The sequence below is a fragment of the Lentzea flaviverrucosa genome, assembly GCF_003350445.1.
Lineage (GTDB): Bacteria > Actinomycetota > Actinomycetes > Mycobacteriales > Pseudonocardiaceae > Lentzea > Lentzea californiensis.
In genome coordinates this window covers 16505-40565 of sequence record NZ_QQAU01000021.1, presented here as the reverse complement: position 1 = coordinate 40565, position 24061 = coordinate 16505, and the positions used below count along the sequence as shown (strand labels likewise).

Below are 24061 nucleotides of genomic sequence, written 5' to 3'. Positions count from 1 at the left end.
GGTTGCCGGTTGCGGCGGGCCCGCTCGGGATCCCATCGCTAGCTGGCTGATACCTGGGTAACGAAGACGATTCCGAATTCGTTCCCGACTTCCATGACCTGAAGACGTCACCACAGTCACAGCGGTTGCGCGACTAATCTGAGGATTCCCTGAGAACCGTTTAGTCAGAGGTCGACGATCACCGTGAACGGACCGTCGTTCACGCTCCGTACCTTCATCTCGGTTCTGAATCGTCCCGTTTCGACGCGCGCGCCCTTTTGGCGTAGCTCCTGCACGACCGCGTTCACCAACGGTTCCGCGTGCTCGGGCCGGGCGGCCGCCGTCCAGGACGGACGGCGGCCCTTGCGTGTGTCCCCGTAAAGGGTGAACTGGCTGACGACCAGCAACGGAGCACCGGTCGACTCGCACGACTGCTCGTCGTCGAGGATGCGCAGACCGTGCAGCTTCTGCGCCATTTTGCGGGCGTGCTCGGCCGTGTCGTCGTGGTGAACGCCGAGCAGCACCAGCAATCCGGGCTCGTCGATCGCGCCGACGATCGCCCCTTCGACTTCGACACTCGCTTCTGTGACGCGCGCCACAACCGCTTTCACGCGGGAATCAACATTCCGTGCCGGATGAGATCACGAACGATCGGCAAGGCCGCTTCCGCATCGATTTCCCCGTAAGCGAACTCGAGCAGTGCGAGCAGGTCTTCCAGCGGCAAGGCGCCGTTGCAACCGGCGACGAGCTTGGCGGTCGCCTCGTCGACCTCGTGCTGCCAGCCGGGCCCGTCCGTGCGGTGCAGCCGTGCGACGACCTTGCGCCAGCCCTCGTCGCCCGGCTCGGACACCTCCTCGAGCAGCACGGTGTCGGCGACCCGGAAACGCCGGCTCAGCAGGTCGGGGTTCGCGCGCAGCCACGCGACGTTGTCGAGCCAGCGCGCCGCCTCCGGGCCCAGCGGGTCGTCGTAGGCGTGGCGCAGGTCCTCGCAGATGACCTGGGAGTGCATCTCGTCGGTGCGGCGCAGCGTCACGTACCCGAAGCCGACGCCCTGGACGTCGTTCTCCTCGAACCAGTCCAGCCACGCCGCGGCCTTCTGCCGGCCCTCGGGGCTGCGCGGGTCGACGCCCGCGTCCTTGAGCCACGTGCCGACGTACAGGGCGGGCTCGGCGATGTCGCGCTGCACGAACCACGCGTCGATGCCGCCGCGGGGGAGCCAGCCGGAGACGCGCTCCTCCCAGTCCTCACCCTCGCGGTGCACCCACGACGCGAGCAGCTGGCCGACGCCGCCCTCGTTGAGGAAGGAGGGCAGCTGCCGGACGACCAGCGCCGACGCGTCGTCGCCGCCGAGACCGGAGTCGCGGTAGACGAAGTCCACCCGCGGCGGGCCGACGACGAACGGCGGGTTGCACACGACGTGGTCGAACCGCCGGTTCCGGACCGGCCCGAACCACTCGCCCTGCAGCGTCTCCACGTCGAGCTCGTTCAGGCGGAACGTGCCCTGCGCGAGCCTCAGCGCGCGCTCGGACAGGTCAGTCGCGGTGATCTTCTGAGCGTGCGTGCTGGCGTGCAGCGCCTGGACGCCACAACCGGTGCCGAGGTCGAGCACCGTGCCGACGGGCGTGCGCTTGGTCGCGCGGGCGAGGCTGATGGACGCGTGGCCGACGCCGAGCACGTGGTCCTCGGGGACGGCGCTGCCGCGCAGGTCGGAGTCGAGGTCGGCGACGACCCACCAGTTGTCCTCGTACGGCCGGACGTCCAGCCCGGCCCGCAGGCTGCTCGCACCGGGAACGGACGACAGGACCTCGTTCTGGACGGCGTCGTCGATGTCGACACCGTCCAGCGCCTTGCGGACGTCCTGCTCGGGCTCGTGGTCGCCGAGCAGGAACATGCGGATCAGCGTGCCGAGCGGCCCGGCGTCCTTGCTCGCGCGGCGGGCGGGCTCCGGCTCGCCGCGGCCGAGCGCGGCGTGGGCCTGGAGGCCGAGCGCGTCGACGACGCCGTCCGCGGTGTAACCGGTGTTCAGGAAGGCCTCGCGCAAACGGGCGCACAGTTCAACGGAAAGATCGGGGTGCACGGGTGGAGATGCTTTCACGCCCCGTGGTTCACCGCGTGATCTGGAGGGCGATGGCCATCGCGAGACGCTGGTCGGGGTCGTCGAGGGGGAGTGGCGTCACCTCGGACATCTTCTGCATGCGGTACCGCAACGTGTTCGGGTGCACCTTGAGATCCCTGGCCGCCGCCCGCACGTCCCCCTGGGCCGCCAGCCACGCCCTCAACGTCGTGGCGTACTGCGTCCCGTTCTCGGCGTCGTGCCGCACTATGGTGGATATCGGCCCGCGGGTCGGCAGCCGTCCAGCCTCGGCGACGGCGGCGAGCCGGTGCAGCAGCACCTGCGCCCACGCGTCGTCGTACACAACCGGTACACCGGTCGAAAGCGCGAGGCATTCGTCCGCCTCCTGCCGTGACGTCGGCAGCTGCGTCGCCTCGGCCGGCCCCCCGATGCCCGCCAGCACCGTCGCCTCGGCGGGCAGTTCGCGCACCAGCGAGCGCACCCACGCGACGGCGTCGTCGGCGGCCGGGATGACGGTGTAGAGGACGTTGCCGAACAACGCGCTGCGCCCAGGCCGCGACCAGCCGAAGCCGGCGGTGGCCCGCTGGAACGCGAGCACCGCCGCACCGTGCTCGCCCTCGCCCGCGTGGGCCTGCACCGCGATCACCCGCAGATCGGCGGACGGCAGCCCGAGGCGCGCGACGTCCGCGGACTCGGGCTGGTCGAGCAGCCTGATCACCAGATCGGCCTCGGCCTGGCGCTCGAGGTCCGTCGACGCCCGCGACCGCAACAGGTGCAACGCCGCCGTGCGCGCGCCGTCGACCAACGCGGCACTTCGAGCGGCGTCCACCGGTCCCGTCACCTCGACCCACACCGACCCCAGCAGCTCACGGCCCGCCCGCACCGCGGCGACGAGCCGGTTGCCCAGCTGCGGGGTCAGCTTGGGCACGAAGATCGGCTCGTCCGAAGACGCGAGGTGCGTGAACACGCCGAACTCGTCCAGCGCCCGCCGGGCCTCCTCCGGCACCCGCCGCCCGAGGATGGTCTGCACCCGCACGGGGTCGACGTCCTCCTGCCGGTAGGAGTACGCGAGCACGCGGGACTGCTGGTCCTCGATCGTCACCGGCCCGCCCACGACGCCCGCGATCACGTCGGCCAGCCCGAACAGGTCCCCGGTCCGCGTACCGCCGTTGACCAGCGTCTGCGTGACGTTCGCAAGCTGACTCCACGGCACGGAAGGGTCCACGAGCAACACGGCCGCACCGGACTTCTTGGCCGCGGCGACCACCCGCTCGTCGAGCGGCGGCTTGCCGTGCAGGACCACCGCGGACGCCACCGTGGACGCCACGAGCCGCACCGCCGCCGCTACCGACGGCGTACCCAGCCCGAGAAGCACGTCCCCCGCGGCCGCCGGCGTGTTCTCGGCCGGATCGTGCAGGGCGACCCCGCGGAGTTCGGCGTCGCGCCCCCTCGGCGCGCAGGCCAGGTGCGTGCCGAGGCTGCCGAGCACGTCCACGAGGCGATCAAGGGCGACCACCCGCGGATGTTAACCGCCAACCGGGCGTCCCCGGCGTCACTCGGACGTGGGACTATGGAGGCGTAGCCGATGGAAGTTGGACGAGGTGGTGTCGTGAGCAGTCCCGACCGGACCGACACCCCGGTGTTGATCACCGAGGCGGCTCCTTCCTACGAACAGCAGCACGCCGCCCGGCGCCGGAAGTACGCGATCATGATGAGCCTGCGCTTCCCGTGCCTCATCCTCGCGGCGCTGTTCGCCCACACCTGGTGGCTGGCCCTGTTCTTCATCGTGCTGTCCGTGCCGCTGCCGTGGATGGCCGTGCTGATCGCGAACGACCGGCCGCCGCGTAAGACCGAGAAGGCCAACCGCTACGAGGTCGAGCGCCGCGCCATCGCCCCGAAGAGCACCACCGTCATCGACGGCTGACCGTCCGAACCTGCTCGAAATCGCACACCGGTCCGACGCCGCTCGTGCCTTCGCAATGAGTCTTTTGCCGTCGACCGCAAACGTTTTTGCATCCGGTGGGCGGGAAAGCGGTCATGCCAGGCGTGCGGGCAACCGATATATCAGCCGAGAACTGATATATCGGTTCAGCCGGAGAGCTAGCGAGGGGGTTGGGCGCCCACGACGCTGACCGCGCGAGAGCCCGCGCGGACGCCGCCGAGGAGAGCGTCGCGCTTCGACGCACCGGACAGCCAAGCCGCGAGGAAGCCCGCGTCGAAGGCGTCGCCGGCACCCGTCGAGTCGATGCACTCGGTAACTTCAGCGGGGACCGAAATCAGCTCGTCGGCGTCGACCCAGGACGCACCATCGGGGCCCGAGGTCACCACCACAGCGCCGACGTGCGAGAGCAGCGACTTCGCCGACGACGGCTCCGAGGAGCCGGTGAGGGCGAGGAGTTCGTCGGCGTTGGGCAGCAGGAAGTCGACGCCGCGCACGTCCGCCAGGAACGCCTCGGGCGAGTGGATCAGGACGGCTGCCTGGGGGTCCACGGACGTCGTCCAGCCCGCGGCACGGGCGGCCTCGAGCACGGCCAGGCCGGCGGGGCGTGAGGTGGCGTCGAGCAGGACGTAGCCGGACAGGTGCAGGTGGCCGTGGGGCTCGGTGAGCAGGCCCGGGGCGAGGTCGGCGGGGGAGAAGCGAGCGTTTGCGCCGCGGTCGGGGAGCATCGAGCGCTGACCGTCCTCGTCGACGAGGACGACCACGCAGCAGGTCGCCAGGTCCTGGTCGACCGCGAAGGCGCACTGGACGCCCGCCGTGGTCAGTTCGGCGTGGACCTGGCGGCCGGCCGAGTCGGCGCCCACGCGGGCCACCAGGACCGGCGAGGCGCCGCAGGCCGCGAGCCAGACCGCCGTGTTGGCGCCCGCGCCACCCGGCTCGATGGTGACCTTGGCGCGGACGTCGCCACCGTGGGCGATGGGACCGGCGTGGCGGGCCACCACGTCGAGGCCCGCGTCACCGACCACGACCACCGGCCTCACTGGAACAGCTCGACGGCGACAGCGGCGGCCACGGAGACGTTGCTGACGACGAGCTCCTCGTTGGCGTCGAGGCTGACGCCGGCGCTCGCGGTGTGGAAGTGCTCCAGCAGGACGGGGGTGACGTCCTTGCCGCGCACGTCCTGGTCGACGAGCTTCTGCAGGCCTTCGGCGAGCAGGCGGTCGTGCAGGGCGGCGTCCATCTCGAAGGCGGCGGGGATCGGGTTGGCCAGGACCATGCCGCGACCACCGGCCGCGAACACGGCCGCGGCCTCGGCGGCGGTGTCGACCCGCCACGACAGGTCGAACTCCGACTCGCGGCGGTAGAAGGCCGGGAAGCGCGAGGTCCGGTAGCCGACGACCGGCACCGAACGGGTCTCGAAGACCTCCAGGGTCGCGCCCATGTCCAGGATCGACTTCACACCCGAGCAGACGATCAGCACCGGCGTCGTCGCCACCACGTCGAGGTCGGCGGACACGTCCCACGTCTCGCGCGCGCCGCGGTGCACGCCGCCGAGACCGCCGGTCCCGAACACGCGGATGCCCGCCTGGTGGGCCAGGGCCGTCGTGGAGGCCACGGTCGTCGCGCCGCTGCGTCCCAGGGCGTAGGCGGGGCCGAGGTCGCGCAGCGAGAGCTTCACGAGGTCGCCCGCGTTGCAGACCCGGTCGAGCTCGGACGAGGAGAGACCGATGCGCGGCACGCCGTCGAGCACGGCGATCGTCGCGGGGACCGCACCGGCCTCCCGCACCACCTTCTCCAGGCGTGCGGCGACCGTCAGGTTGCGCGGCGCGGGCAGGCCGTGGGACAGGATGGTGCTCTCGAGAGCGACGACCGGCCGGTTCTCGGCCAGTGCGGTGGCAACTTCTTCAGCGATGTGCAGCGTGGTCACGAGTGGGCATCATCCCAGGTACCCTGGGCGCGTGAGCACCCAGACTCTTCCCGAGGTCGACGTACGGCCGGATGAGACCGACCAGTCTTCGGACGACACGCCGAAGATGTTCCACTACGTGCGCAAGGCGAAGATCGCCGAGAGCGCCGTGATGGGCACGCACGTGGTCGCGCTGTGTGGCGAGGTCTTCCCGGTCACGCGGTCGCCGAAGCCCGGTTCGCCGGTGTGCCCGGACTGCAAGAAGATCTACGAGAACCTCCCGCCCGGCGGCGACGGCGACTAGTCGCACCCAGAGCCTCACGGCGCCCGCCGCCTTGAGCTGACTCGAGGCGGCGGGCGCTGCTGTCTCGGGTCGACGTGAGGAACGGCGTGGATCTTCTTGCTGCGTGGCGGGCGGTGCTGGGGGACGTCGGGAAGCCGGCGCCCGCGGTGGACTGGCCCGCGGTCGAGTCCCGGCTCGGCACCGCGCTGCCCGCCGACTACAGGGTGCTGGCCGAGAACTACCCCGGCTTGTCCGTCGACGACTTCATGGCGGTCTTCCACGTCGTGAGCGAGAAGGACGACGAGTTCGACCTGCTGGAGTTCGCGGAGCAGACGCTCGGCAACTGGCGAAAGCTGCGGGTGGACGTCCCCAGGGCGGTGCCGCACCCGCTGTACCCCGAGCCCGGCGGCCTGCTTCCCTGGGGAGTCACCGACAACAACGACTTCCTCTGCTGGCTCATGACGGGCGAGCCGGACGAGTGGCCGGTGGTGGTCACGACCGTCCACGAGTGGTGGACGTACGAGGGAACGATGCTGAGCTTCCTCACCGGAATTCTGCGCAGGGACATCGTGTGCCCGCTCCTCACGGAAGATTTTCCAGATGAGGACTACGAGGTGACGGCGGACTAGCCCCGCTGCTTCTCTTCCTCGCTGTGCGACCGCTGCTCCTGGATCTTCAGCGGCGTCGTGAGCTGCGTGTCCGCGGGAGAGGGCGCCGAGTAGCCCGTGTTGTCGTCCTCCTGCTTGGGCGCGTTCTCCTCGGATCGGATGCGGGACGCCGCGCGCTCCATCTCGAGCCTGCGCCAGCGGCGGCGCTGGCGGCGGGTCATCCGGGCCGGCCACATGTCCTGGACGGCGCTGTTGAAGTACGCGCCGATCGTGATCGCCAGGCCGATGAAGAACACGAACAGCAGGAACGCGATCGGCGTCGCCAGCGCGCCGTAGGTGTAGCCGGTGGTGGTGATCCACTGGATGTACAGGCGCAGGCCGATGGACGACAGGATGAAGAACGCCATCGCGAGGATCGCGCCGGGCAGCACACGGTGGTACGGCAGTCTTCGCGGCAGCGCGACCTTGTAGAGCATCGACAGCGAGAGCACCAGCAGCAGCGCCACGCCGGGGTAGTAGAACCGGCCGACCCACGTCGCGATGTACGGCTGCCAGGACGCCGGGAAGAGCTCCGGCAGGATGTCCGGGCCCAGCGCCAGCACCGGCAGGCCGATCACCAGCGCGACCAGTGACACCAAGTAGAGCAGCAACGCGAAGAACCGTTGCCACACCTCGTTGCGCACGCCGTACTGGCCGTGGGCGACCGTGATCGCGTCGACGAACGACGACATGGCCGACGACCCCGCCCACAGCGAGATCAGGAAGCCGATGGAGACGATCTCGCCCTTGCCGGTCGACAGGATCTCCGCGACGGTCGGCTGGATCACGCCGTTGACGACGTCCGCGCTGAAGATCGTCCGGGTGAACCCGATGATCTTCTCCTGCACGGAGAGGACGATCTCGGGGCCGAACCAGGTGCCGATCCAGCCCATCGAGCCCAGCACTCCGAGCAGCAGCGGAGGGAACGACAGCGTCTGCCAGAACGCGGCTTCGGCGGCTTCTGAGAAGATGTTGCCCTGCCACGCCTTCGACAACGTGCGCGCGAGTAGACGCAGCGGCCCCTTGCGGCCGGACCTGCGTGCGTCGTTGTCGGAAGGCGAACCCATCGCAGTGACAAGCATGGTGCATACCGCCACGTTTCGCGGCATCGACGCTCGGAACAGGTAGAGTCGCAGTGCCCTCGGCCACGGTCTGCCTGAGGGTATTGCCATGTTTGACCTGCATAAATGAGGAGAAACACGTCTGTGACAGCGACAGCAGCAATGCGACCGCTGCGGGCATGGCAGCGGCGCGCGCTGACCAAGTACCTCGCCGTCAAACCCAAGGATTTCCTCGCCGTCGCGACGCCCGGAGCGGGCAAGACGACCTTCGGGCTCCGCGTCGCCGCCGAGTTGCTGGCCGACAGGACGATCGAGGCCGTCACGATCGTCACGCCCACCGAGCACCTCAAGCACCAGTGGGCGAAGGCGGCTGCCGAGCAGGGCATCCACATCGACTCGAACTTCCGCAACACCAACGCGATGACCTCCCGCGACTACCACGGTGTGGCCGTGACGTACGCGCAGGTCGCCGCCCATCCGACGCTGCACCGGGTGCGCACCGAGAACCGCAAGACGCTCGTGCTGCTCGACGAGGTGCACCACGGCGGTGATGCCAAGTCGTGGGGTGATGCGATCCGTGAGGCGTTCACGCCCGCGGTGCGTCGTCTGTGCCTCACCGGCACGCCGTTCCGCTCGGACGACTCGCCGATCCCGTTCGTCACCTACGAAGAGGGTTCGGGCGGCTTCAAGACGTCCAAGGCCGATCACACGTACGGGTACTCCGACGCGCTGCGCGACGGCGTGGTGCGGCCCGTGCTCTTCCTGGCGTACTCGGGTGAGGCGTCGTGGCGGACCAGTGCGGGCGAGGAGTTCACCGCGCGCCTGGGCGAGCCGCTGACCCAGGAGCAGACCGCGCGGGCGTGGCGCACCGCGCTGGACCCGGCCGGCGACTGGGTGGCGTCCGTCCTGCGTGCCGCCGACCAAAGACTCACGCAGAAGCGCGAGAACGGCCTGCCCGACGCGGGCGGCCTGGTGATCGCGACCGACCAGACCGTCGCGAAGGCCTACGCACAGGTGCTCCAGCGCGTCACGGGCCACATCCCGACGCTCGTCCTCTCGGACGACCCGAAGGCGTCCGGCAAGATCGCCGAGTTCGCCGCGACGAACGAGCGCTGGATGATCGCCGTCCGCATGGTGTCCGAGGGCGTCGACGTGCCGCGGCTCGCGGTCGGCGTGTACGCGACGTCGTCGTCGACGCCGTTGTTCTTCGCCCAGGCCATCGGCCGCTTCGTGCGCAACCGGAAGCCCGGCGAGACCGCCTCGGTGTTCCTGCCGTCGGTGCCGGTGCTGCTGGCGCTCGCGTCCGAGTTGGAGGCCGAGCGCGACCACGTCCTGGGCAAGCCGCACCGCGAGAAGGACGGCTGGGACGACGAGCTGATGGCCGCGGCCAACGCGGTCAAGGACGAACCCGGCGAGGACGAACGCGCATTCACCGCGCTGGGCACCACCGCCGAGCTCGACCAGGTGATCTACGACGGCTCGTCGTTCGGCGCCCCGACCCTCGCGGGCTCCGACGAGGAGCAGGAGTACCTGGGCCTGCCGGGGCTGCTCGAACCGGACCAGGTGCGCACCCTGCTGCTGCAGCGGCAGGAGGAGCAGATGGCGATCGCCGCCAAGCGCCCCAAGCCCGAGGTCGCGGTGCGCGAGGCACGGCCCGTGGGCGTGCAGGAACGCCTCACGTCGCTGCGCAAGGAGCTCAACACCCTCGTCGCGATGCACCACCACCGCACGAAGAAGCCGCACGGCAAGATCCACAACCAGCTGCGCGAGTACTGCGGCGGGCCGCCGACCGCGATGGCCACCATCGAGCAGCTCGAAGAACGGATCTCGACGCTGCGCTCCTGGTAGAGCCGGTGTCCGAGGTGTCAGTCGCGCGTGACGGCGACGGCGAGCGTGCTGTAGCGCATGGTGAACCCGCCGCCGATCGCGTCGATCGCTCTGCCGACGTCGGACATGAGCTCGGTGGTCTGCTCCGCGCTGAGCATGGACATCGGGCTCATGGTGAGCGTGAGGTCGAGGAACTCGGCTGTTGTGAAGCTCCGCTCCCAGTCGGCTGACTACTGCTCGGCGCCGGAGAACTCGCCCGTGCCGGCGAACTCGCCGGCCGTGCGCACGCAGCGCTCCTGGTAGGCCTTGAACGCCTCGTCGTAGGAGTGACCGACGCGGTGCGGCATCTGCGGCGCCACCTTGTCGTAGGCGGCGGCGAAGGCCTCGGAGATCGGTTCCGGCGTCCCGAACACGTGCCAGAGCGCCACGAACACCCCGCCGGGCCGCAGTACCCGCGCGGCCTGCGCCAAGCCCGCCTCGGCGTCGACCCAGTGCCAGGACTGCCCGGCGACGACGGCGTCGAACTCGCGACCGGCCGGATCCCAGGTCTCGAACTTCGCCGCCTCGACGGTGACGCCCGTGCCGCGGGCGAACCCGGCCATCCGCTCGTCGTGCTCCACCCCCAGCACGTCCAGTCCGGCTGCCTGAAGTTGCCGCGAGAGCACGCCGGTGCCGCAGCCGACCTCGGCGACCCGCGGCCCGGGAGTGGCGGCGACGATCTTCGCGATCAGCTCGCCGGGATAGGCGGGCCGGGTGCGGTCGTAGCGGGCCGCCTCGGCACCGAACGAGTTCGCCAGTCTTTCGGCGGCTTCCTTGTAGACGGTCATGCACCCAACCTAGGGATGTCCGGGAGGTGACGGGTGAGCGTCCGCCGCGAGCGGCGTCCGATACATCGACGCTGAAATCTGTAGCGCGGTGGTAACGCTCTCACAACTCTCAGTGACCAGATTTCGCCAGGGTTACCGCATCGTTGCGACTTAATCGATCCAGTGTGGTTCCGGTCACGCATATGTCAGGCATACGTTGTGCGCCACAACATTCTCTGTGACACAGCGCAGTGAAAGGGATGGCGGATGCGCAGCAAGACTCTCGCTTCCATCGCCGTGACCGCGGGCCTCGCCCTGGCAGTCTCGGCATGCGGCGCCAACACCTCCTCCGGCACCGGTGGAAGCACTGAATCGAACACTGGCAGCGGCACGGGCGCGAAGGTCGGCGTGATCCTGCCCGAGACCAAGACCTCCGCCCGCTGGGAGGGCTTCGACAAGCCCCTCCTCGAGGCGGCTCTGAAGGCCGAAGGTCTCGACCCTGACATCCAGAACGCCCAGGGCGACGTCCAGAAGTTCAGCACCCTCGCCGACGGCATGATCAACAACGGCGTCAAGGTCCTGATCATCGCCACGCCCAACAGCGAGGTCGGTGCCTCCGTCGCCAAGAAGGCGCAGGCCCAGGGCATTCAGGTCATCGACTACGACCGCCTGAACACCGGTGGCACCTCGTCCTACTACGTGTCGTTCGACAACGTGAAGGTCGGCGAGCTGCAGGGCCAGGGTCTGGCCGACGCGCTCAAGGACAAGCCGCAGGGCGCCAACGTCATCGAGATCGAGGGCGCGCCGACGGACAACAACGCGACCCTCTTCGCGGACGGCCAGAAGAAGATCCTCAAGCCGCTGTACGACTCGGGCAAGCTCAAGCTCGTCCAGTCGCAGCCGATCGACGACTGGGACAACCAGAAGGGTGGCCAGGTCTTCGAGCAGATCCTGACCGGCAACGGCGGCAAGGTTGACGGCGTCGTCGCCGCCAACGACGGCCTCGCCGGCGCTGTGATCACGGTCCTCAAGAAGGTCGGCCTCAACGGCAAGGTTCCGGTCACCGGTCAGGACGCCACCCCGGACGGCCTGCAGGCCGTGCTCCGCGGCGACCAGTACATGACGGTGTTCAAGCCGATCAAGGAAGAGGCCGAGGCCGCCGCCAAGCTGGCCGGTCTGCTGGCCAAGGGCGACACCGCCGGCGCCGACAAGCTGGCCTCTGGCGTCACCAAGGACACCAAGGGCAACCGCGACGTCAAGTCCGTGCTGCTCACGTCCCAGCTGATCACCAAGGACAAGGTCAAGACCGTCGTGGACGCCGGCTTCGTCAAGGCGTCGGAGATCTGCGTGGCCGACACCCAGGCTGCCTGCACCGAGCTCGGCATCAAGTAACACCGCTCGCGGTGAAGGCGGGGTGCGCGTCTGACGCACCCCGCCTCTCGCCGCGTGGTAACCACGGAGGAAACCCCAGTGAGCGAGCCGATTCTCGAGCTGCGCGGCATCAACAAGAGCTTCGGTCCCGTGCACGTCCTGCACGACATTGACCTCGACGTCAACCCCGGCGAGGTCACCGCCCTCGTCGGCGACAACGGCGCGGGCAAGTCGACGCTGGTCAAGTGCATCGCGGGCATCCACCCGACAGACTCGGGTGAGGTCCTCTTCGAGGGCCAGCCGGTCCACATCAAGGGCCCGCGTGAGGCCGCCGAGCTCGGGATCGAGGTCGTCTACCAGGACCTCGCTCTGGCCGACAACCTCGACATCGTCCAGAACATGTTCCTCGGCCGCGAGCGCACCAAGGGCGGCCTGCTCGACGAGTCGGACATGGAGCAGGCTGCGCGCAAGACCCTGGCGTCGCTGTCCGTGCGCACGGTCAAGTCGGTGCGCACGCAGGTGTCGTCGTTGTCCGGCGGTCAGCGCCAGACCGTGGCGATCGCCAAGGCCGTGCTGTGGAACAGCAAGGTCGTGCTGCTCGACGAACCCACCGCCGCACTCGGCGTCGCGCAGACGCGCCAGGTCCTCGACCTGGTCCGCCGTCTCGCGGAGCAGGGCTTGGGCGTCGTCCTGATCAGCCACAACATGAACGATGTGTTCGAGGTCGCCGACAAGATCGCGTGCCTCTACCTCGGCCGCATGGCCGCCGTCGTGTCGACCAAGGACGTCACTCACGGACAGGTGGTCGAGCTGATCACCGCCGGCCGTTCCGGTGACCTGGGCATCGCCCGCCCCGAGGCGGCGACGATCTGATGAGTACCGAAGAGGCGAACAGCATGACCGACACCACCGAAACGCACGAGTCGGAGGCTGCCCAGCAGGGCGCCATCTCCGACTTCGGCATCGACACGACCTCCCGTTCCACCAGCGAAGCCATCAGGGACTACTGGTCCAGCGTCCGCGGTGGCGAGCTCGGCTCACTGCCCGCTCTGCTCGGACTGATCGTGCTGCTCATCGTGTTCAGCTCGCTGTCCGACTCGTTCTTCACCCTCGGCAACCTCGCCAACCTGCTCCAGCAGGGCGCCAGCATCACCATCATCGCGATGGGCCTGGTGTTCGTGCTGCTGCTCGGCGAGATCGACCTGTCCGCCGGCACCGCGTCCGGCGTGACGGCCTCGGTGATGGCGCTGGACCTGATCCACGGCGGCAACCTGCTCGGTGGCATGGGCGACGGGGTCTTCTACGTCTTCTGCGGCTGGCTGGTCCTCGCGGTCGGCCTCTCGCTGCTGATGCGCCTGTGGACCGGCGCCGTGCTGTCCGGCATCGCGCTGGTCATCGCTCTGCTCGGCGTGCCCGCGAACGCGTGGATCGGCATGCTGCTGGCGATCTGCGTCGGCGCGTCGATCGGCTGCATCACCGGCTACCTGGTCGCGAAGATCGGCATCCCGTCGTTCGTCGTGACCCTGGCACTGTTCCTCGTGTGGAGCGGTGTGGTGCTGCAGTTCATCGGCCAGGGCGGCACGCTCGGCCTGCGTGACGACACGATCTTCCAGGTCGCCAACGGCAACATCGGCACCGCCGGGTCGTGGATCCTGTGCGTGGTCGCGGTCGGCGGCTACGCGGCCCTCGTGCTCAACCGGCACTTCACGCGGCTGCGCAAGGGACTCGTCGCCCAGCCGACCGCGCTGGTGCTGACCAAGATCGGCGGCCTCGCGCTGCTGGCCGCGGTCGCCACGTTCGCACTGACGCAGAACCGGTCGCCCAGCACCCTCGTGGTGATCGCGGGCGTGCCGTACGTCGTGCCGCTGGTGCTCGTCCTGCTGGTGATCGGCACGTTCGTGCTCGACCGCACCAGCTACGGCCGTCACCTCTACGCGGTCGGCGGCAACAAGGAGGCCGCGCGCCGCGCAGGCATCAACGTGGAGAAGATCCGGATGAGCGTCTTCGTGATCGCCTCCTCGGCGGCGGCGATCGGCGCCATCGTCTACTCCTCCAAGGTCGGCTCCGTCGACCCGAACGCCGGTGGCGGCAACACCCTGCTGATGTCAGTCGGCGCGGCCGTCATCGGTGGCACGTCGCTGTTCGGCGGCAAGGGCCGGCTGCGTGACGCCGTCATCGGTGGTGCGGTGCTGGCGGTCATCGCGAACGGCATGGGCCTGCTCAAGCAGCCCTCCGCCGTCGTGTTCATGGTGACCGGTCTCGTCCTGCTGCTCGCCGCGAGCGTCGACGCGTTGTCCCGCCGCCGGGCGGCCACCGCGGCTCGATGACGCGGTGACCGGCCCCACGTCCGGCACTCGTCCCGACGAGATCCGCAGGCACAACAGGACGGCGCTGCTGCGCCGCCTGCACATCGACGGACCGTCCACCAGGGCGTCGCTCGCGGCTGAGCTCGGCCTCAACCGCAGCACGATCAAGGCCCTGGTGGACGGCCTCGCCGAAGCCGGTGTCGTCGCCGAACGCGTGCCCGCTCTGCGCAGCGGAGCGGGCCGCCCGTCCCTGCTCGTGCTGCCCCAGCCGAACGCCGCCGTCGTCATCGCGATCGACGTGCGCGTCGAGCACGTCGCGATGGGGTTCGTCGGCCTCGGCGGGGAGATCCTCGGACGGGACAGCTGGAACCTGCACCGGACACGTGATCCGGGGGAGGTCATCACGCACATCGTCGAGTCGGCGCGCCTCATGGCCGACGACCTCGACGCCACCGCCGTCGGGGTGGGGGTCTCGGTGCCCGGCGTCGTGCGCCGCGCCGACGGGCACGTCCACGAGGCACCCAACCTGCACTGGACCGGTGTCGCGCTCGGCAAACGCCTGGAGGCAGTGCTGAAGCTGCCGGTCCAGGTCGGCAACGACGCGGAACTAGGTGCTCTGGCCGAGCACGTGCGCGGCGCGGCCCGTTCGTCCTCGGACATGGTCTACATCTCCGCGGACGTCGGCGTCGGCGGGGGAGTGATCCTGTCCGGGCAGCCGTTGCGCGGCTCCGGCGGTTACGTCGGCGAACTCGGGCACATGGTGGTCAACCCGCGCGGCCGGCGGTGCTACTGCGGCTGCGACGGCTGCTGGGAGACCGAGGTGGGCGAACCGGCGCTGTGCCGGGCGCTGGGCCTTCCCGACGACGCTCCGCGTGGCGCCGTCGTCGCCGCGCTGCGGGCGTTGGACGACCCGTCGGTGCTCGACGAGTTCGCCGGCTGGCTCGCACTGGGGCTCGCGAACATCGTCAACGTCCTCGGCCCGGAGATGGTCGTGCTCGGCGACCTCTACACCGCACTGCCGGCGTCCGTCGTCGACTCGGTCAGCTCCGCCGTGCAGGTGCGCAGTCTCGTCTCCCGCGCGGTCGGCGGGACCCAGGTCGTGACATCACCCCTGGGCCGTGACGCGAAGCTCGTCGGAGCGGCTGAGCTCGCCTTCGAGCCCGTCCTGGACGCCATCTAGAAAGCGAAGGGGGCGGAGACCCAGAAGGATCTCCGCCCCGAGCGGCTAGGTGGGGTGGAAGTCAGCCCTGCTGAATTTCAGCAGCGAGCTCGCGCAGCTTTTCGCTGTGTGCGCGGGAGTGGTGCCCGCAGAACAGCAGCTCGCCCCCGGACGGGAGAACGGCGCGAACCTGGGCAGCAGCCCCGCAGCGGTCGCAGCGGTCGGCAGCGGTCAACTCGGGGCGGGTGAGTGCTGCAGTCATGATGGATCTCCCTCCGTCCCAGCACCGGAAACGGTGTGTTTCGGTGCCCTCTTACCAAGCTGCGACCACAGCGCCCCTGGCCGGTGCGCGGTGCTCGCTGGCTCCACTCTGACAGACGTTTCGGCGATAGTCAGTGTTCCCGTGTACGTGGCGACTCGCGTCACTATGCGATTTACCCGCCTGCAGCACGATCACACCTGCGTTCGCCACCGGTTCACCGTCTTGACATGCACGCTGAGCGACCGGAAACCCGCTGGTGGAGCAGTGTGTTCGGGCCATTCGGTCGGTTGCGTGCGGCCGGGAGTGTGATATCGGTTGCCCTTGTCCGCCCTCCGCGAACAGGTCACGAACGTCCCACGATTCGGACGCGGAACCGTGATCGAAATCCCGGCCGAATGCTTGTTCCGGACCGTCCGATCAGCTCGCCAGGGCTGCGCTGATCGCTCGTGCGGCGTGCCCCACGGCCCCGCTCAGAGCCGTGGCGCTGCGGCCGTTGTCGAGGACCGCGGAGACGGTCCCGATGACGCTGCTGGACGGCGTGCGCACCGGTGCGCTGACGAACTCCATGCCCGCCGGCACCGTCGCCCCCGGCCGCAAACGGGTCACGTCCTCGGCCCGCACGATGCTCGCCGCCGCGACGAGCACCCGGTCGAGGCGCGGCACCGTGAGGATCGCCGACGTCCTGATCGTCGCGGACAGCGCCCGCAACGGCTGCCGCGCCACCCGCAGGACGCCCGGAGCAGGTTCCCAGGCCTGCCCGAACCGGAACATCTGCGCACCGATGCGGTAGCGGCCGCGCACGTTCTCCACCGCGCCGAGAAACTCCATCTGCTCCAGCAGGCGGTGCACCGTCGTCTTCGGCATCTCGCAGCGGACAGCGAGTTGCGTGAGCCCCAGCTCGCCCTCGTCCATCAGCTCTTCCAGCAGTGAGAAAGCCCCTTCGAGTACCGATCTGCCCACGTTCTCCCGCCCCCTCGTTCCGTTGTCCGGAACCGATGCTGGCCGGGGACGGGCAGAGGGCGCATGAGTACAGGGGTACTCATTTTCCGAAAACAGAACAGCCCCGCACCGAACCGGTGCGGGGCTGTCTGCGTATGACTGGGTAAGACCTAGTCGAGGTAGTCGCGCAGAACCTGCGAACGCGACGGGTGACGCAGCTTCGACATCGTCTTGGACTCGATCTGGCGGATGCGCTCACGCGTGACGCCGTAGACCTGGCCGATCTCGTCCAGGGTGCGCGGCTGGCCGTCGGTGAGACCGAAGCGCAACCGGACGACGCCCGCCTCGCGCTCGGACAGCGTCGCGAGCACGGACTGCAGCTGGTCCTGCAGCAGCGTGAACGAGACCGCGTCGACCGCGACGACTGCCTCGGAGTCCTCGATGAAGTCACCGAGCTGGCTGTCGCCCTCGTCGCCGATCGTCTGGTCCAGCGAGATGGGCTCACGCGCGTACTGCTGGATCTCCAGCACCTTCTCGGGCGTGATGTCCATTTCCTTCGCGAGCTCCTCCGGGGTGGGCTCGCGGCCCAGGTCCTGGAGCAGTTCGCGCTGGATGCGACCGAGCTTGTTGATGACCTCGACCATGTGCACCGGGATGCGGATGGTGCGGGCCTGGTCGGCCATCGCGCGGGTGATCGCCTGACGGATCCACCAGGTGGCGTACGTGGAGAACTTGTAGCCCTTGGTGTAGTCGAACTTCTCGACCGCGCGGATCAGACCCAGGTTGCCCTCCTGGATCAGGTCCAGGAACGCCATGCCACGGCCGGTGTAGCGCTTGGCCAGCGACACGACGAGGCGGAGGTTCGCCTCGAGCAGGTGGTTCTTGGCGCGCTCCCCGTCACGGACGATCCAGCGCAGGTCACGGCGCAGCTGCGGCGTGAGCTTCTCCGCTTCCTCCTCGGAACGGCGCACGCGCTCGGCGGCGTAGAGACCCGCCTCGATGCGCTTGGCGAGCTCGACCTCCTCCTCGGCGTTGAGGAGGGCGACCTTGCCGATCTGCTTGAGGTAGGCGCGGACCGAGTCGGCCGAGGCGGTGAGCTCCGCGTCCTTGCGCGCCTGGCGCAGGGCCTCGGACTCCTCCTCGTCCCAGACGAAGTCACCCTTGTTGGTGTCCTCCGCCTCCTCGGGCTCGTCCACGACGGGCTCGTCGACGATCTCGACGTCCTCGACCAAGTCCTCGGCGCCAGGAGCGCCTTCGATGTCCTCGGGGTCGTCGCCGTCCTTCTTGGCGGTGCCCTTCGCGGCAGGATCGGCCTTGCCGGCCGTCTTGCGCGGGGCCTTGGCGCCGGCTGCGGGCTTCTTCGCTGCCGCAGCGGTCGTCTTGCGCTTCGGCTTCTCCTCGGCCTCGCCGGCCGCGGTCGCCTTGGTGGTCTTGGCGGCGCTCGCGGCGGAGCTGGAGCGTCGGGTTGCGGTTTCTGCGGCTGCCACGTACGCCCTTTCGCGACGGTCGTTCAAGGCAAACCGGAGGGCGCGAAACCTCGGTCGCCAGAGTTCGGGGGATCTCCCCGCCGATCTTGCTTGGCGGGTGTGCGTTCCATTGTAACGACGTCCGTGACGCGGTGTTGCGCCCCGAGGTGCTTCGAGGCGCTCTCACCTGCGTTCCCGCAGCTAGATCGAGTCGGACACGTTTCGGTGTCGAACGCTCGTCAAGGCCTGACGCCGTGCGCGGCGGCCCACGCCGCGCCCACGATGCCGGCGTCGTTCTTCAGCGCGGCGGCGACCACTTCGGTGCGGACCTTGAGCAACGGCAACCACTTGTGCGCCTTCTTGCTCACACCGCCACCCGCGATGACCAGGTCGGGCCAGATGAGGTCCTCGAGCACGTTGATGTACCGCGTGACCCTGGGCGTCCACTCCTCCCAGGACAGGTCCTTCTCCTCCTTCACGGAGGCGGCCGCGCGCGTTTCCGCGTCGTGCCCGTCGACCTGGAGGTGGCCGAACTCGGTGTTCGGGACGAGCTTGCCGTCGAGGAACACCGCACTGCCGATACCCGTGCCGAACGTCAGCAGGACCACGGTGCCGTTCTTGCCCACGCCCGCGCCGAACGACATCTCCGCGATGCCGGCCGCGTCCGCGTCGTTCATCACCACGATGTCCTCGGGCTTGCGCTTGAGGCGCGCGGCGAAGAGCTGCTGGGCGTCGCAGTTGATCCAGCCCTTGTCCACGTTCGCGGCGCTGAGGGCGACCCCGTGCTTCACCACACACGGCAGCGTGACGCCGACCGGGCCGTCCCACTGGAACTTCTCGACGATCTCCGCGACCACCTCCGCCACCGCCTCCGGTGTCGAAGGCTGGGGCGTGGGGATCCGCAAGCGTTCGCCGTCCAGTGCTCCTGCCTCGAGGTCGACCAGGCCGCCCTTGACGCCGGAGCCGCCGATGTCCACACCGAACCCGCGGGTGATGCCCATCCCCGTGGTCCTTCCTACTAGATCCTGCTTGCTTCGATTCAGTACACCTGTGGTGCGCAGACATTAGCCTGACGTCGTCCGATAGTCCCGTGCTAGTGACGCAGGAGGGAACCGGTCGTGTTCGATCCCCGGCCACTCGTCGACATCGCGACGGCCATCGGACGTGAGGCGGGTGCACTTGTTCAGCGCATGCGTGCTTCCGCCGTCGTCTCGTTCGACACCAAGAGCACCTCGACGGACGTGGTGACCGCAGCGGACCGCGCCTCAGAACAACTCGTCCGGACGCGTCTGTCCGAGTTGCGCCCCGGCGAGCCCGTGCTCGGCGAAGAAGAAGGAGGTTCCGTCGTCGAGGGACTGACCTGGGTCGTCGACCCCATCGACGGCACCGTCAACTACCTCTACGGAATCCCCTGGTACTCGGTGTCGATCGCCGCACAGTTCGACGGCGAGTCCGTCGCGGGCGCGGTGTTCGAGCCCGCCACCGGCCGCATGTGGACCGCCGCACGCGGCTACGGCTCGTTCCTGGACGGTTCGCCGTTGCGCGTCTCCGCGACGACCGACCTGTCCCTGTCTCTGCTGGGGTACGGGTTCGCCTACCGGCCAGAGCGGCGCCAGCGCCAGGCCGACGCCTGGGCGCGGATGGCGGCTCGGGTGCGCGACCTGCGCCGGGCCGGTGCGGCGTCGCTCGACCTCTGCTCGGTGGCGGCCGGGCGGCTCGACGCCTACACCGAGCACGGCCTCGGCCGGTGGGACTGGGCGGCCGGCGGGCTGATCGCCGCGGAGGCCGGCGCGGTCGTGCGGCTGCCGGGGTCGTCGCCCGAACTGGGGGAGGACGCGACGTTCGCCGCCGCACCCGGCATCGCCGACGCCATGCACAGCGCGCTCGTCGAGTCCGGCTACGGCAAGGTCTGAATCCGCAGGTCAGAGCGCTAATGTAGTGGTTGTGCAAAAGACGTTCGCGGTCGTCCGCAAACGTCTTTTGCACAAGGGTGCTGGGGGTCGGCTCCGAATCAACGTCGAATCAACGTTGATCGAGGAGCCCGTCAACGTTGACAGCAGTGTTGACGACCTAGCGCGTTCGATGTCGTAATCGTTGGGCATGACCCGCTGGCCGGACCTGATGTGTCCGGATCCCGTCCAGTTCCCCGGCGCGGAACGGGCCGTCGATGTCGACGAGCTTCACCGACCGCGCCGGTCTTCCGGGAACGGTCACGACGCGTTGCCGGTGACGTGGGTGGTGCGGCGGGGCCGGCTTCAGAAAGCCCTCATGCGCGCAAGTAGCGCGCGATCCAGCAGGAAGTCAGCAGGTCACGTCGCGTGCGCCGACCAGGTTGTCGGCGTTGAGCGTCGGCGGGGCGACCGCGGCGACCTGGCCACCCTGCTGCTCCGGCTGCTGCGCCGCCCACTCGCTGAGCTGGTCGAGGATCTTGCGCGCGTTGCTGTTCGGCTTGACCTCGTCGAACTTCTTGCCCACCGCGATGTCGACGGTGGCGTCCTGGCGGTCGTCGCGCACGAGTTCCAGGCACGGTTCCAGCAGCGACAGCGTCCTGGCCGCCGACGCGCCGGGCGCGCCGAAGCGGATCTGGCCGCGGCAGGTCATGTCGCCCGCCGGATAGATCGCGTCGTTGCCGGGTTCGGCCGCCTGCTTGAGGCCCAGTTCGGTGAACATCGTCGCGACGGCCTTCGCGTGGTTGCGCTGCGTCGAGGCGTTGACGACCTTGAAGTTGACCTCGCCGACCGGCACCGGGTTCGTGCGGTCCAGCGCGTCGTGCTCCAGGACGGTGCCCAGCGGCGGGGCCTGCGGCGTCGAGGCCGCGGCCGGATCCGCGGCGGCGCTCACCGATGACGCGACGTTGCCGGGCGCGTTGCACTTGATGGCCGCGTCCACGTCGCTCGCGTTGCCGAGCACCTTCACCCACACGAACACGGAACTGACCAACAGCACCGCGAACAGGACGAGCGCGGGCACGGGCCGACGCCTCTTGTAAGGCGTCAAGCTTCCCGATGCGGATCCCACGATCGAGCCCTCCCCGTGATCCGTCCCTGAGATCAGCCTAGGCCCAACCCGGCTGATGTGCGCCCTGACGGGCGTGACCCACTGCACCGCCCCGATTGCTCACAGTCAGGACGGTACCGGCCCGGCGTCAGGTTGCACGCCGGAGCACACGTGCTCCCGCACAGGGTATCGGTCCAGCGTAGAAAGGTTGTGTCACCCGTCCGGTCGGTAAGGGGTAACCCGATGTCGAGGCACTCGGGCAATGAGCTACCCTCTGCGCGCTCCGCACACATTTCGATCAAGCCGACGGTCACGTCAAGGGGGTTGGCTTGCCCGCCGGGTGTGCGAGACCTACGTCACCTTGACGTGGGGCACAAAAGAGGTCGCTGGAGCGTTAACCAGCGACACGAACAGTCTCCGTAGACCGCAGGGGTGAAGAAGATGGCGACCGACTACGACGCGCCGCGTCGCAGCGAGGCGGACGAACTCGCTGAGGACTCCCTCGAGGAGTTGAAAGCCCGGCGGAACGAGACGCAGTCCGGCGTCGTGGACGTCGACGAGGACGCGAGCGCGGAGAACTTCGAGCTTCCGGGCGCCGACCTGTCCGGTGAGGAGCTCACGTTCAAGGTCCTGCCCAAGCAGGCCGACGAGTTCACGTGCTCGAAGTGCTTCCTGGTGCACCACCGCAGCAGGCTCGCCGAGGACAACGGCGGCACGTACATCTGCCGGGACTGCGCCTGAGTTCAGTCCGCCGAAGAAAGAACTGGGCGCTCACCCTCGCGGGTGGCGCCCAGTTGTGTTTTCTCAGGACTTGATCGCGGCGGCGAGCTCGTCCGGCCGGCGCGTGCTGATCACCCAGTAGGGCGTCGGGTCCTCCGGGTCGGTCACGCGCACCCGCACGAGCGGCTTGACCCAGCCCCGGTGCACGACGAACGCCGCGGGGTCGAGCTCGCGGCCCATGGCCCGGCGGCGGTCCTCGGGGGCGATGACCTCGACGTCGCCGAGCAGCTCCAGCGGGATGTGCGCGTCACCCGCGCGCAGCTCGCCGTCGGCGACCTCCACCTTCGTGGACCCCATCTTCGCGATCAGGACGGCCGTCAGCGGCAGCAGGATCACGTACGGCAGCCAGGACCTGACGCCGGGGAAGCCCATGTGCACCTCGGCGGCCAGCAACGCGGCCGCGAGCAGCGGCAGCGGCCAGATCCACCACGTCACGTACAGGCGTTCGCGGAAGGTCGTAGTGGCGGTCACGGCAGTCTCACTCACGTCGTCAGGGTAATCTCGGCCGCCGTGTCCAGCGTCGAGGTGTTGCTGACCCGGCTCGATCCGGGGGTTCCCGTGCCCGCCTACGCCCGCTACGGCGACGCGGGGGCGGATCTGGTCACCACGTCGGACGTGGTCATTCCACCAGGAGAGCGCGCCGTGGTCGGCACCGGTGTCGCCATCGCGCTGCCCGACGGGTTCGCGGGCTTCGTCCACCCCCGGTCGGGCCTGGCCGCGAGGGTCGGGCTGAGCGTGGTGAACACACCCGGCACGATCGACTCCGGCTACCGCGGTGAGATCCGCGTTTGCCTCGTGAACCATGATCTCCGTGAGCCGATCGCGCTGTCACGTGGGGACCGGATCGCCCAGCTCGTCGTGCAACGCGTCGAGCGCGCGGTGTTCCGGGAGGTGACCGAGTTGCCGGAGACGGAACGCGGTGCGGGAGGCTATGGCTCGACCGGTGGGCACGTGGTGCTCGCCCGGATGAAGGCGGAGGGGTAGGGGCATGTTCGGAAGGCGCCGCAAGCGCGGTCGTCACTCCTCGGGGGCGGTCGAGACCGGTCCCGAGCACGACGAGGTCTTCGACGACGTCGAGGGCCCGTGGGACTCGACGGTCGCTCCCCAGGACGACGTGGAGCGGCTCGACCTGGGATCGGTGCTGATCCCGATGCCGGACGAGGCCCAGCTGCAGGTCGAGATGGACCAGCAGAACGGCTCCGTGCGCGCCGTGCACGTCCTCACGTCCGTCGGCCAGCTGACGGTCAGCGCGTTCGCCGCGCCGAAGTCGGGCGGCCTGTGGCGGGAGGTCGGCGCCGAGCTGATCGACGGCCTCAAGGAGGACGGCGCCCGCATCAACCGCGAGAACGGCGAGTGGGGCGAGGAGATCACCGCGCGCAATCAGGGCGTGCAGATCCTCTTCGTCGGCGTCGACGGCCCGCGCTGGATGCTGCGCGGTGTCGCGGCCGGTCCCGAAGAGCACTTCGAGCAGAACTCGCAGGCGCTGCGCGAGATGTTGCGCGGCACGGTGGTCGTGCGTGGAGAGCAGCCGATGCCGCCTCGGACCCCGCTGCCGGTCGAGTTGCCGGAAGCGATCGCCCGGCACATCCAGCAACAGCAGGGCTAACGCGCCTGCTGCCACGCCTGCACCGCACGCCCCAACGCGTGCGGGTAGGCGTCCAACGTCGTTGTGACGAGCACGGCGCGTGGGATGGCTTCTGCCCATGCCCGCGCGACTGCGATCGGGTGCACCGGGTCATCGGTGCACCCGACGATGCCCGTCGGCACGTCCAGCGACTTCAGCTCCTCGAGCGTCGGAGCGAGCGACTCGGCGGCTTCTTCGAGGTGCGGCACGAGCTGGTCGCCGTAGCCGTGCCAGGCCCTCGTCAGTTCGTCGCGCAGCCAGCCGGTCGTGCCGGCGAGCGCCGTCGTGACGCCCTGGGTCCTGACGATCTGGGCGCTCACCTTGGCCGCGAGCGCCGCCGGTGCCTCGTCCGGGGCGCCGGTCCACGCCGGGAGCGCCAGGACCAGGCCCGCGCACCGGTCCGGGTTGGCCACCGCCCACCGCGCGGCGACGTGCGCGCCCAGCGAGACACCACCCACCACGATCGGGTGGCTTGCCGGGGCATTTTCGAGGGCCGTCAACCGTTCACCGAGTGTGCGGACACGTGGTGCGCTGAGAACGGCACCGACCTGCGACAACGGCTCGGTGAACACAGAACGGACGAACACCTCGTCAGAGGCGGTTCCGGGCAGGAGGAGCACAGTCTCGGCAGGCAC

At 69.3% G+C, this 24061-nt stretch carries 27 protein-coding genes; 12 read left to right on the top strand and 15 right to left on the bottom strand.

Annotation, left to right across the window (positions count from 1 at the left end; translation table 11 throughout):
- Positions 1 to 164 precede the first annotated feature (164 nt).
- From dtd to DFR72_RS42310, 3 genes are read right to left on the bottom strand one after another with little or no spacing between them, the layout of a single operon-like run.
- Positions 165 to 590: a D-aminoacyl-tRNA deacylase gene (gene dtd / locus DFR72_RS42320; RefSeq protein ID WP_090073386.1), complete on the bottom strand. Its 426-nt coding sequence runs from the start codon at positions 588 to 590 to the stop codon at positions 165 to 167.
- On the bottom strand, positions 587 to 2056 hold the full coding sequence (locus tag DFR72_RS42315; RefSeq protein ID WP_090073388.1) for a DUF7782 domain-containing protein: 1470 nt from the start codon (positions 2054 to 2056) through the stop codon (positions 587 to 589). The genes dtd and DFR72_RS42315 overlap by 4 nt, the downstream gene beginning before the upstream one ends.
- Before the next feature lie 28 nt (positions 2057 to 2084).
- Positions 2085 to 3569, bottom strand: a complete 1485-nt coding sequence (locus DFR72_RS42310) for a PucR family transcriptional regulator (protein WP_090073390.1) — start codon at positions 3567 to 3569, stop codon at positions 2085 to 2087.
- Positions 3570 to 3638: 69 nt separating this feature from the next.
- Here DFR72_RS42310 and DFR72_RS42305 point away from each other — a divergent pair, with 69 nt between their 5' ends.
- On the top strand, positions 3639 to 3977 hold the full coding sequence (locus DFR72_RS42305) for a DUF3099 domain-containing protein (RefSeq protein WP_090073392.1): 339 nt from the start codon (positions 3639 to 3641) through the stop codon (positions 3975 to 3977).
- Between the two features lie 176 nt (positions 3978 to 4153).
- On the opposite strand, the gene DFR72_RS42300 is transcribed toward DFR72_RS42305, so the two are convergent.
- Together DFR72_RS42300 and DFR72_RS42295 are read right to left on the bottom strand one after the other, a co-directional pair.
- A complete protein-coding gene (locus DFR72_RS42300; RefSeq protein WP_090073394.1) occupies positions 4154 to 5032 on the bottom strand; it encodes a carbohydrate kinase family protein in 879 nt (292 codons plus the stop codon).
- On the bottom strand, positions 5029 to 5919 hold the full coding sequence (locus DFR72_RS42295) for a pseudouridine-5'-phosphate glycosidase (protein WP_090073396.1): 891 nt from the start codon (positions 5917 to 5919) through the stop codon (positions 5029 to 5031). The genes DFR72_RS42300 and DFR72_RS42295 overlap by 4 nt, the downstream gene beginning before the upstream one ends.
- A gap of 31 nt (positions 5920 to 5950) precedes the next feature.
- Here DFR72_RS42295 and DFR72_RS42290 point away from each other — a divergent pair, with 31 nt between their 5' ends.
- Positions 5951 to 6202 carry a DUF3039 domain-containing protein gene (locus DFR72_RS42290; RefSeq protein ID WP_090006425.1) on the top strand — a complete coding sequence of 84 codons (252 nt, stop codon included), beginning with the start codon at positions 5951 to 5953 and terminating at the stop codon, positions 6200 to 6202.
- An 86-nt stretch (positions 6203 to 6288) separates the two neighbouring features.
- Positions 6289 to 6810, top strand: a complete 522-nt coding sequence (locus DFR72_RS42285) for an SMI1/KNR4 family protein (protein WP_170176658.1) — start codon at positions 6289 to 6291, stop codon at positions 6808 to 6810.
- Here DFR72_RS42285 and DFR72_RS42280 read toward each other — a convergent pair.
- Positions 6807 to 7895 carry a YihY/virulence factor BrkB family protein gene (locus DFR72_RS42280; protein WP_245983922.1) on the bottom strand — a complete coding sequence of 363 codons (1089 nt, stop codon included), beginning with the start codon at positions 7893 to 7895 and terminating at the stop codon, positions 6807 to 6809. The two genes, DFR72_RS42285 and DFR72_RS42280, sit on opposite strands and share 4 nt — an antisense overlap.
- Before the next feature lie 156 nt (positions 7896 to 8051).
- Here DFR72_RS42280 and DFR72_RS42275 point away from each other — a divergent pair, with 156 nt between their 5' ends.
- On the top strand, positions 8052 to 9737 hold the full coding sequence (locus tag DFR72_RS42275) for a DEAD/DEAH box helicase (protein WP_245983958.1): 1686 nt from the start codon (positions 8052 to 8054) through the stop codon (positions 9735 to 9737).
- A 17-nt stretch (positions 9738 to 9754) separates the two neighbouring features.
- Here the strand turns inward: DFR72_RS42275 and DFR72_RS47635 are convergent, their stop codons facing one another.
- Positions 9755 to 9880, bottom strand: a complete 126-nt coding sequence (locus DFR72_RS47635) for a hypothetical protein (RefSeq protein ID WP_256240768.1) — start codon at positions 9878 to 9880, stop codon at positions 9755 to 9757.
- A gap of 66 nt (positions 9881 to 9946) precedes the next feature.
- Positions 9947 to 10543 (bottom strand): class I SAM-dependent methyltransferase, encoded by a 597-nt coding sequence (locus DFR72_RS42270; protein WP_245983920.1) that lies wholly within the window; start codon positions 10541 to 10543, stop codon positions 9947 to 9949.
- A 246-nt stretch (positions 10544 to 10789) separates the two neighbouring features.
- Here DFR72_RS42270 and DFR72_RS42265 point away from each other — a divergent pair, with 246 nt between their 5' ends.
- The 4 genes from DFR72_RS42265 (at position 10790) to DFR72_RS42250 (ending at position 15379) form a co-directional block, all read left to right on the top strand.
- Positions 10790 to 11914, top strand: a complete 1125-nt coding sequence (locus DFR72_RS42265) for a sugar ABC transporter substrate-binding protein (RefSeq protein WP_090073405.1) — start codon at positions 10790 to 10792, stop codon at positions 11912 to 11914.
- A gap of 78 nt (positions 11915 to 11992) precedes the next feature.
- On the top strand, positions 11993 to 12766 hold the full coding sequence (locus DFR72_RS42260; protein ID WP_090073407.1) for an ATP-binding cassette domain-containing protein: 774 nt from the start codon (positions 11993 to 11995) through the stop codon (positions 12764 to 12766).
- Between the two features lie 23 nt (positions 12767 to 12789).
- The gene (locus tag DFR72_RS42255) at positions 12790 to 14220 is read left to right on the top strand and encodes a sugar ABC transporter permease (protein WP_090073510.1); all 1431 of its coding nucleotides are present in this window, start codon (positions 12790 to 12792) and stop codon (positions 14218 to 14220) included.
- A 4-nt stretch (positions 14221 to 14224) separates the two neighbouring features.
- The gene (locus DFR72_RS42250; RefSeq protein ID WP_090073409.1) at positions 14225 to 15379 is read left to right on the top strand and encodes an ROK family transcriptional regulator; all 1155 of its coding nucleotides are present in this window, start codon (positions 14225 to 14227) and stop codon (positions 15377 to 15379) included.
- A 61-nt stretch (positions 15380 to 15440) separates the two neighbouring features.
- Here the strand turns inward: DFR72_RS42250 and DFR72_RS42245 are convergent, their stop codons facing one another.
- From DFR72_RS42245 to ppgK, 4 genes are all read right to left on the bottom strand, one after another.
- Positions 15441 to 15620 carry a DUF7455 domain-containing protein gene (locus DFR72_RS42245; protein ID WP_030464836.1) on the bottom strand — a complete coding sequence of 60 codons (180 nt, stop codon included), beginning with the start codon at positions 15618 to 15620 and terminating at the stop codon, positions 15441 to 15443.
- 417 nt (positions 15621 to 16037) lie between these two features.
- Positions 16038 to 16580, bottom strand: a complete 543-nt coding sequence (locus tag DFR72_RS42240) for a helix-turn-helix domain-containing protein (protein ID WP_143087004.1) — start codon at positions 16578 to 16580, stop codon at positions 16038 to 16040.
- 149 nt (positions 16581 to 16729) lie between these two features.
- Positions 16730 to 18046, bottom strand: coding sequence for an RNA polymerase sigma factor (locus tag DFR72_RS42235; RefSeq protein WP_090073412.1), 1317 nt, complete (start codon positions 18044 to 18046; stop codon positions 16730 to 16732).
- Positions 18047 to 18264: 218 nt separating this feature from the next.
- Entirely contained in the window at positions 18265 to 19026 is a 762-nt protein-coding gene (gene ppgK, locus DFR72_RS42230; protein ID WP_090073414.1) for a polyphosphate--glucose phosphotransferase, read from the bottom strand.
- Positions 19027 to 19143: 117 nt separating this feature from the next.
- On the opposite strand from ppgK, the gene DFR72_RS42225 reads away from it, so the two are divergent.
- Positions 19144 to 19938, top strand: a complete 795-nt coding sequence (locus DFR72_RS42225; protein WP_090073416.1) for an inositol monophosphatase family protein — start codon at positions 19144 to 19146, stop codon at positions 19936 to 19938.
- Positions 19939 to 20326: 388 nt separating this feature from the next.
- Here DFR72_RS42225 and cei read toward each other — a convergent pair whose 3' ends face one another.
- Positions 20327 to 21043 carry an envelope integrity protein Cei gene (gene cei / locus DFR72_RS42220; RefSeq protein WP_256240785.1) on the bottom strand — a complete coding sequence of 239 codons (717 nt, stop codon included), beginning with the start codon at positions 21041 to 21043 and terminating at the stop codon, positions 20327 to 20329.
- Between the two features lie 420 nt (positions 21044 to 21463).
- Between cei and DFR72_RS42215 the strand changes: the two genes are divergently transcribed.
- On the top strand, positions 21464 to 21763 hold the full coding sequence (locus tag DFR72_RS42215) for a DUF4193 domain-containing protein (protein WP_030474775.1): 300 nt from the start codon (positions 21464 to 21466) through the stop codon (positions 21761 to 21763).
- Positions 21764 to 21826: 63 nt separating this feature from the next.
- Here DFR72_RS42215 and DFR72_RS42210 read toward each other — a convergent pair whose 3' ends face one another.
- Positions 21827 to 22288, bottom strand: coding sequence for a DUF3093 domain-containing protein (locus DFR72_RS42210; protein ID WP_245983915.1), 462 nt, complete (start codon positions 22286 to 22288; stop codon positions 21827 to 21829).
- A 24-nt stretch (positions 22289 to 22312) separates the two neighbouring features.
- Here DFR72_RS42210 and dut point away from each other — a divergent pair, with 24 nt between their 5' ends.
- A complete protein-coding gene (gene dut, locus DFR72_RS42205) occupies positions 22313 to 22786 on the top strand; it encodes a dUTP diphosphatase (protein WP_090073420.1) in 474 nt (157 codons plus the stop codon).
- 4 nt (positions 22787 to 22790) lie between these two features.
- On the top strand, positions 22791 to 23408 hold the full coding sequence (locus DFR72_RS42200; protein ID WP_090073421.1) for a DUF3710 domain-containing protein: 618 nt from the start codon (positions 22791 to 22793) through the stop codon (positions 23406 to 23408).
- On the opposite strand, the gene DFR72_RS42195 is transcribed toward DFR72_RS42200, so the two are convergent.
- Positions 23405 to 24061, bottom strand: a complete 657-nt coding sequence (locus DFR72_RS42195; protein WP_090073423.1) for an alpha/beta fold hydrolase — start codon at positions 24059 to 24061, stop codon at positions 23405 to 23407. The genes DFR72_RS42200 and DFR72_RS42195 overlap by 4 nt on opposite strands.

What these genes read in the sequence shown, in the direction of transcription:
- DFR72_RS42275 (WP_245983958.1), top strand. Translation starts at nt 8,052, where the DNA reads ATGCGACCGCTGCGGGCATGGCAGCGGCGCGCGCTGACCAAGTACCTC.
- DFR72_RS42280 (WP_245983922.1), bottom strand. Translation starts at nt 7,895, where the DNA reads ATGGGTTCGCCTTCCGACAACGACGCACGCAGGTCCGGCCGCAAGGGG.
- DFR72_RS42200 (WP_090073421.1), top strand. Translation starts at nt 22,791, where the DNA reads ATGTTCGGAAGGCGCCGCAAGCGCGGTCGTCACTCCTCGGGGGCGGTC.
- DFR72_RS42255 (WP_090073510.1), top strand. Translation starts at nt 12,790, where the DNA reads ATGACCGACACCACCGAAACGCACGAGTCGGAGGCTGCCCAGCAGGGC.
- DFR72_RS42215 (WP_030474775.1), top strand. Translation starts at nt 21,464, where the DNA reads ATGGCGACCGACTACGACGCGCCGCGTCGCAGCGAGGCGGACGAACTC.
- DFR72_RS42245 (WP_030464836.1), bottom strand. Translation starts at nt 15,620, where the DNA reads ATGACTGCAGCACTCACCCGCCCCGAGTTGACCGCTGCCGACCGCTGC.
- DFR72_RS47635 (WP_256240768.1), bottom strand. Translation starts at nt 9,880, where the DNA reads ATGTCCATGCTCAGCGCGGAGCAGACCACCGAGCTCATGTCCGACGTC.
- ppgK (WP_090073414.1), bottom strand. Translation starts at nt 19,026, where the DNA reads ATGGGCATCACCCGCGGGTTCGGTGTGGACATCGGCGGCTCCGGCGTC.
- DFR72_RS42270 (WP_245983920.1), bottom strand. Translation starts at nt 10,543, where the DNA reads ATGACCGTCTACAAGGAAGCCGCCGAAAGACTGGCGAACTCGTTCGGT.
- DFR72_RS42305 (WP_090073392.1), top strand. Translation starts at nt 3,639, where the DNA reads ATGGAAGTTGGACGAGGTGGTGTCGTGAGCAGTCCCGACCGGACCGAC.
- DFR72_RS42265 (WP_090073405.1), top strand. Translation starts at nt 10,790, where the DNA reads ATGCGCAGCAAGACTCTCGCTTCCATCGCCGTGACCGCGGGCCTCGCC.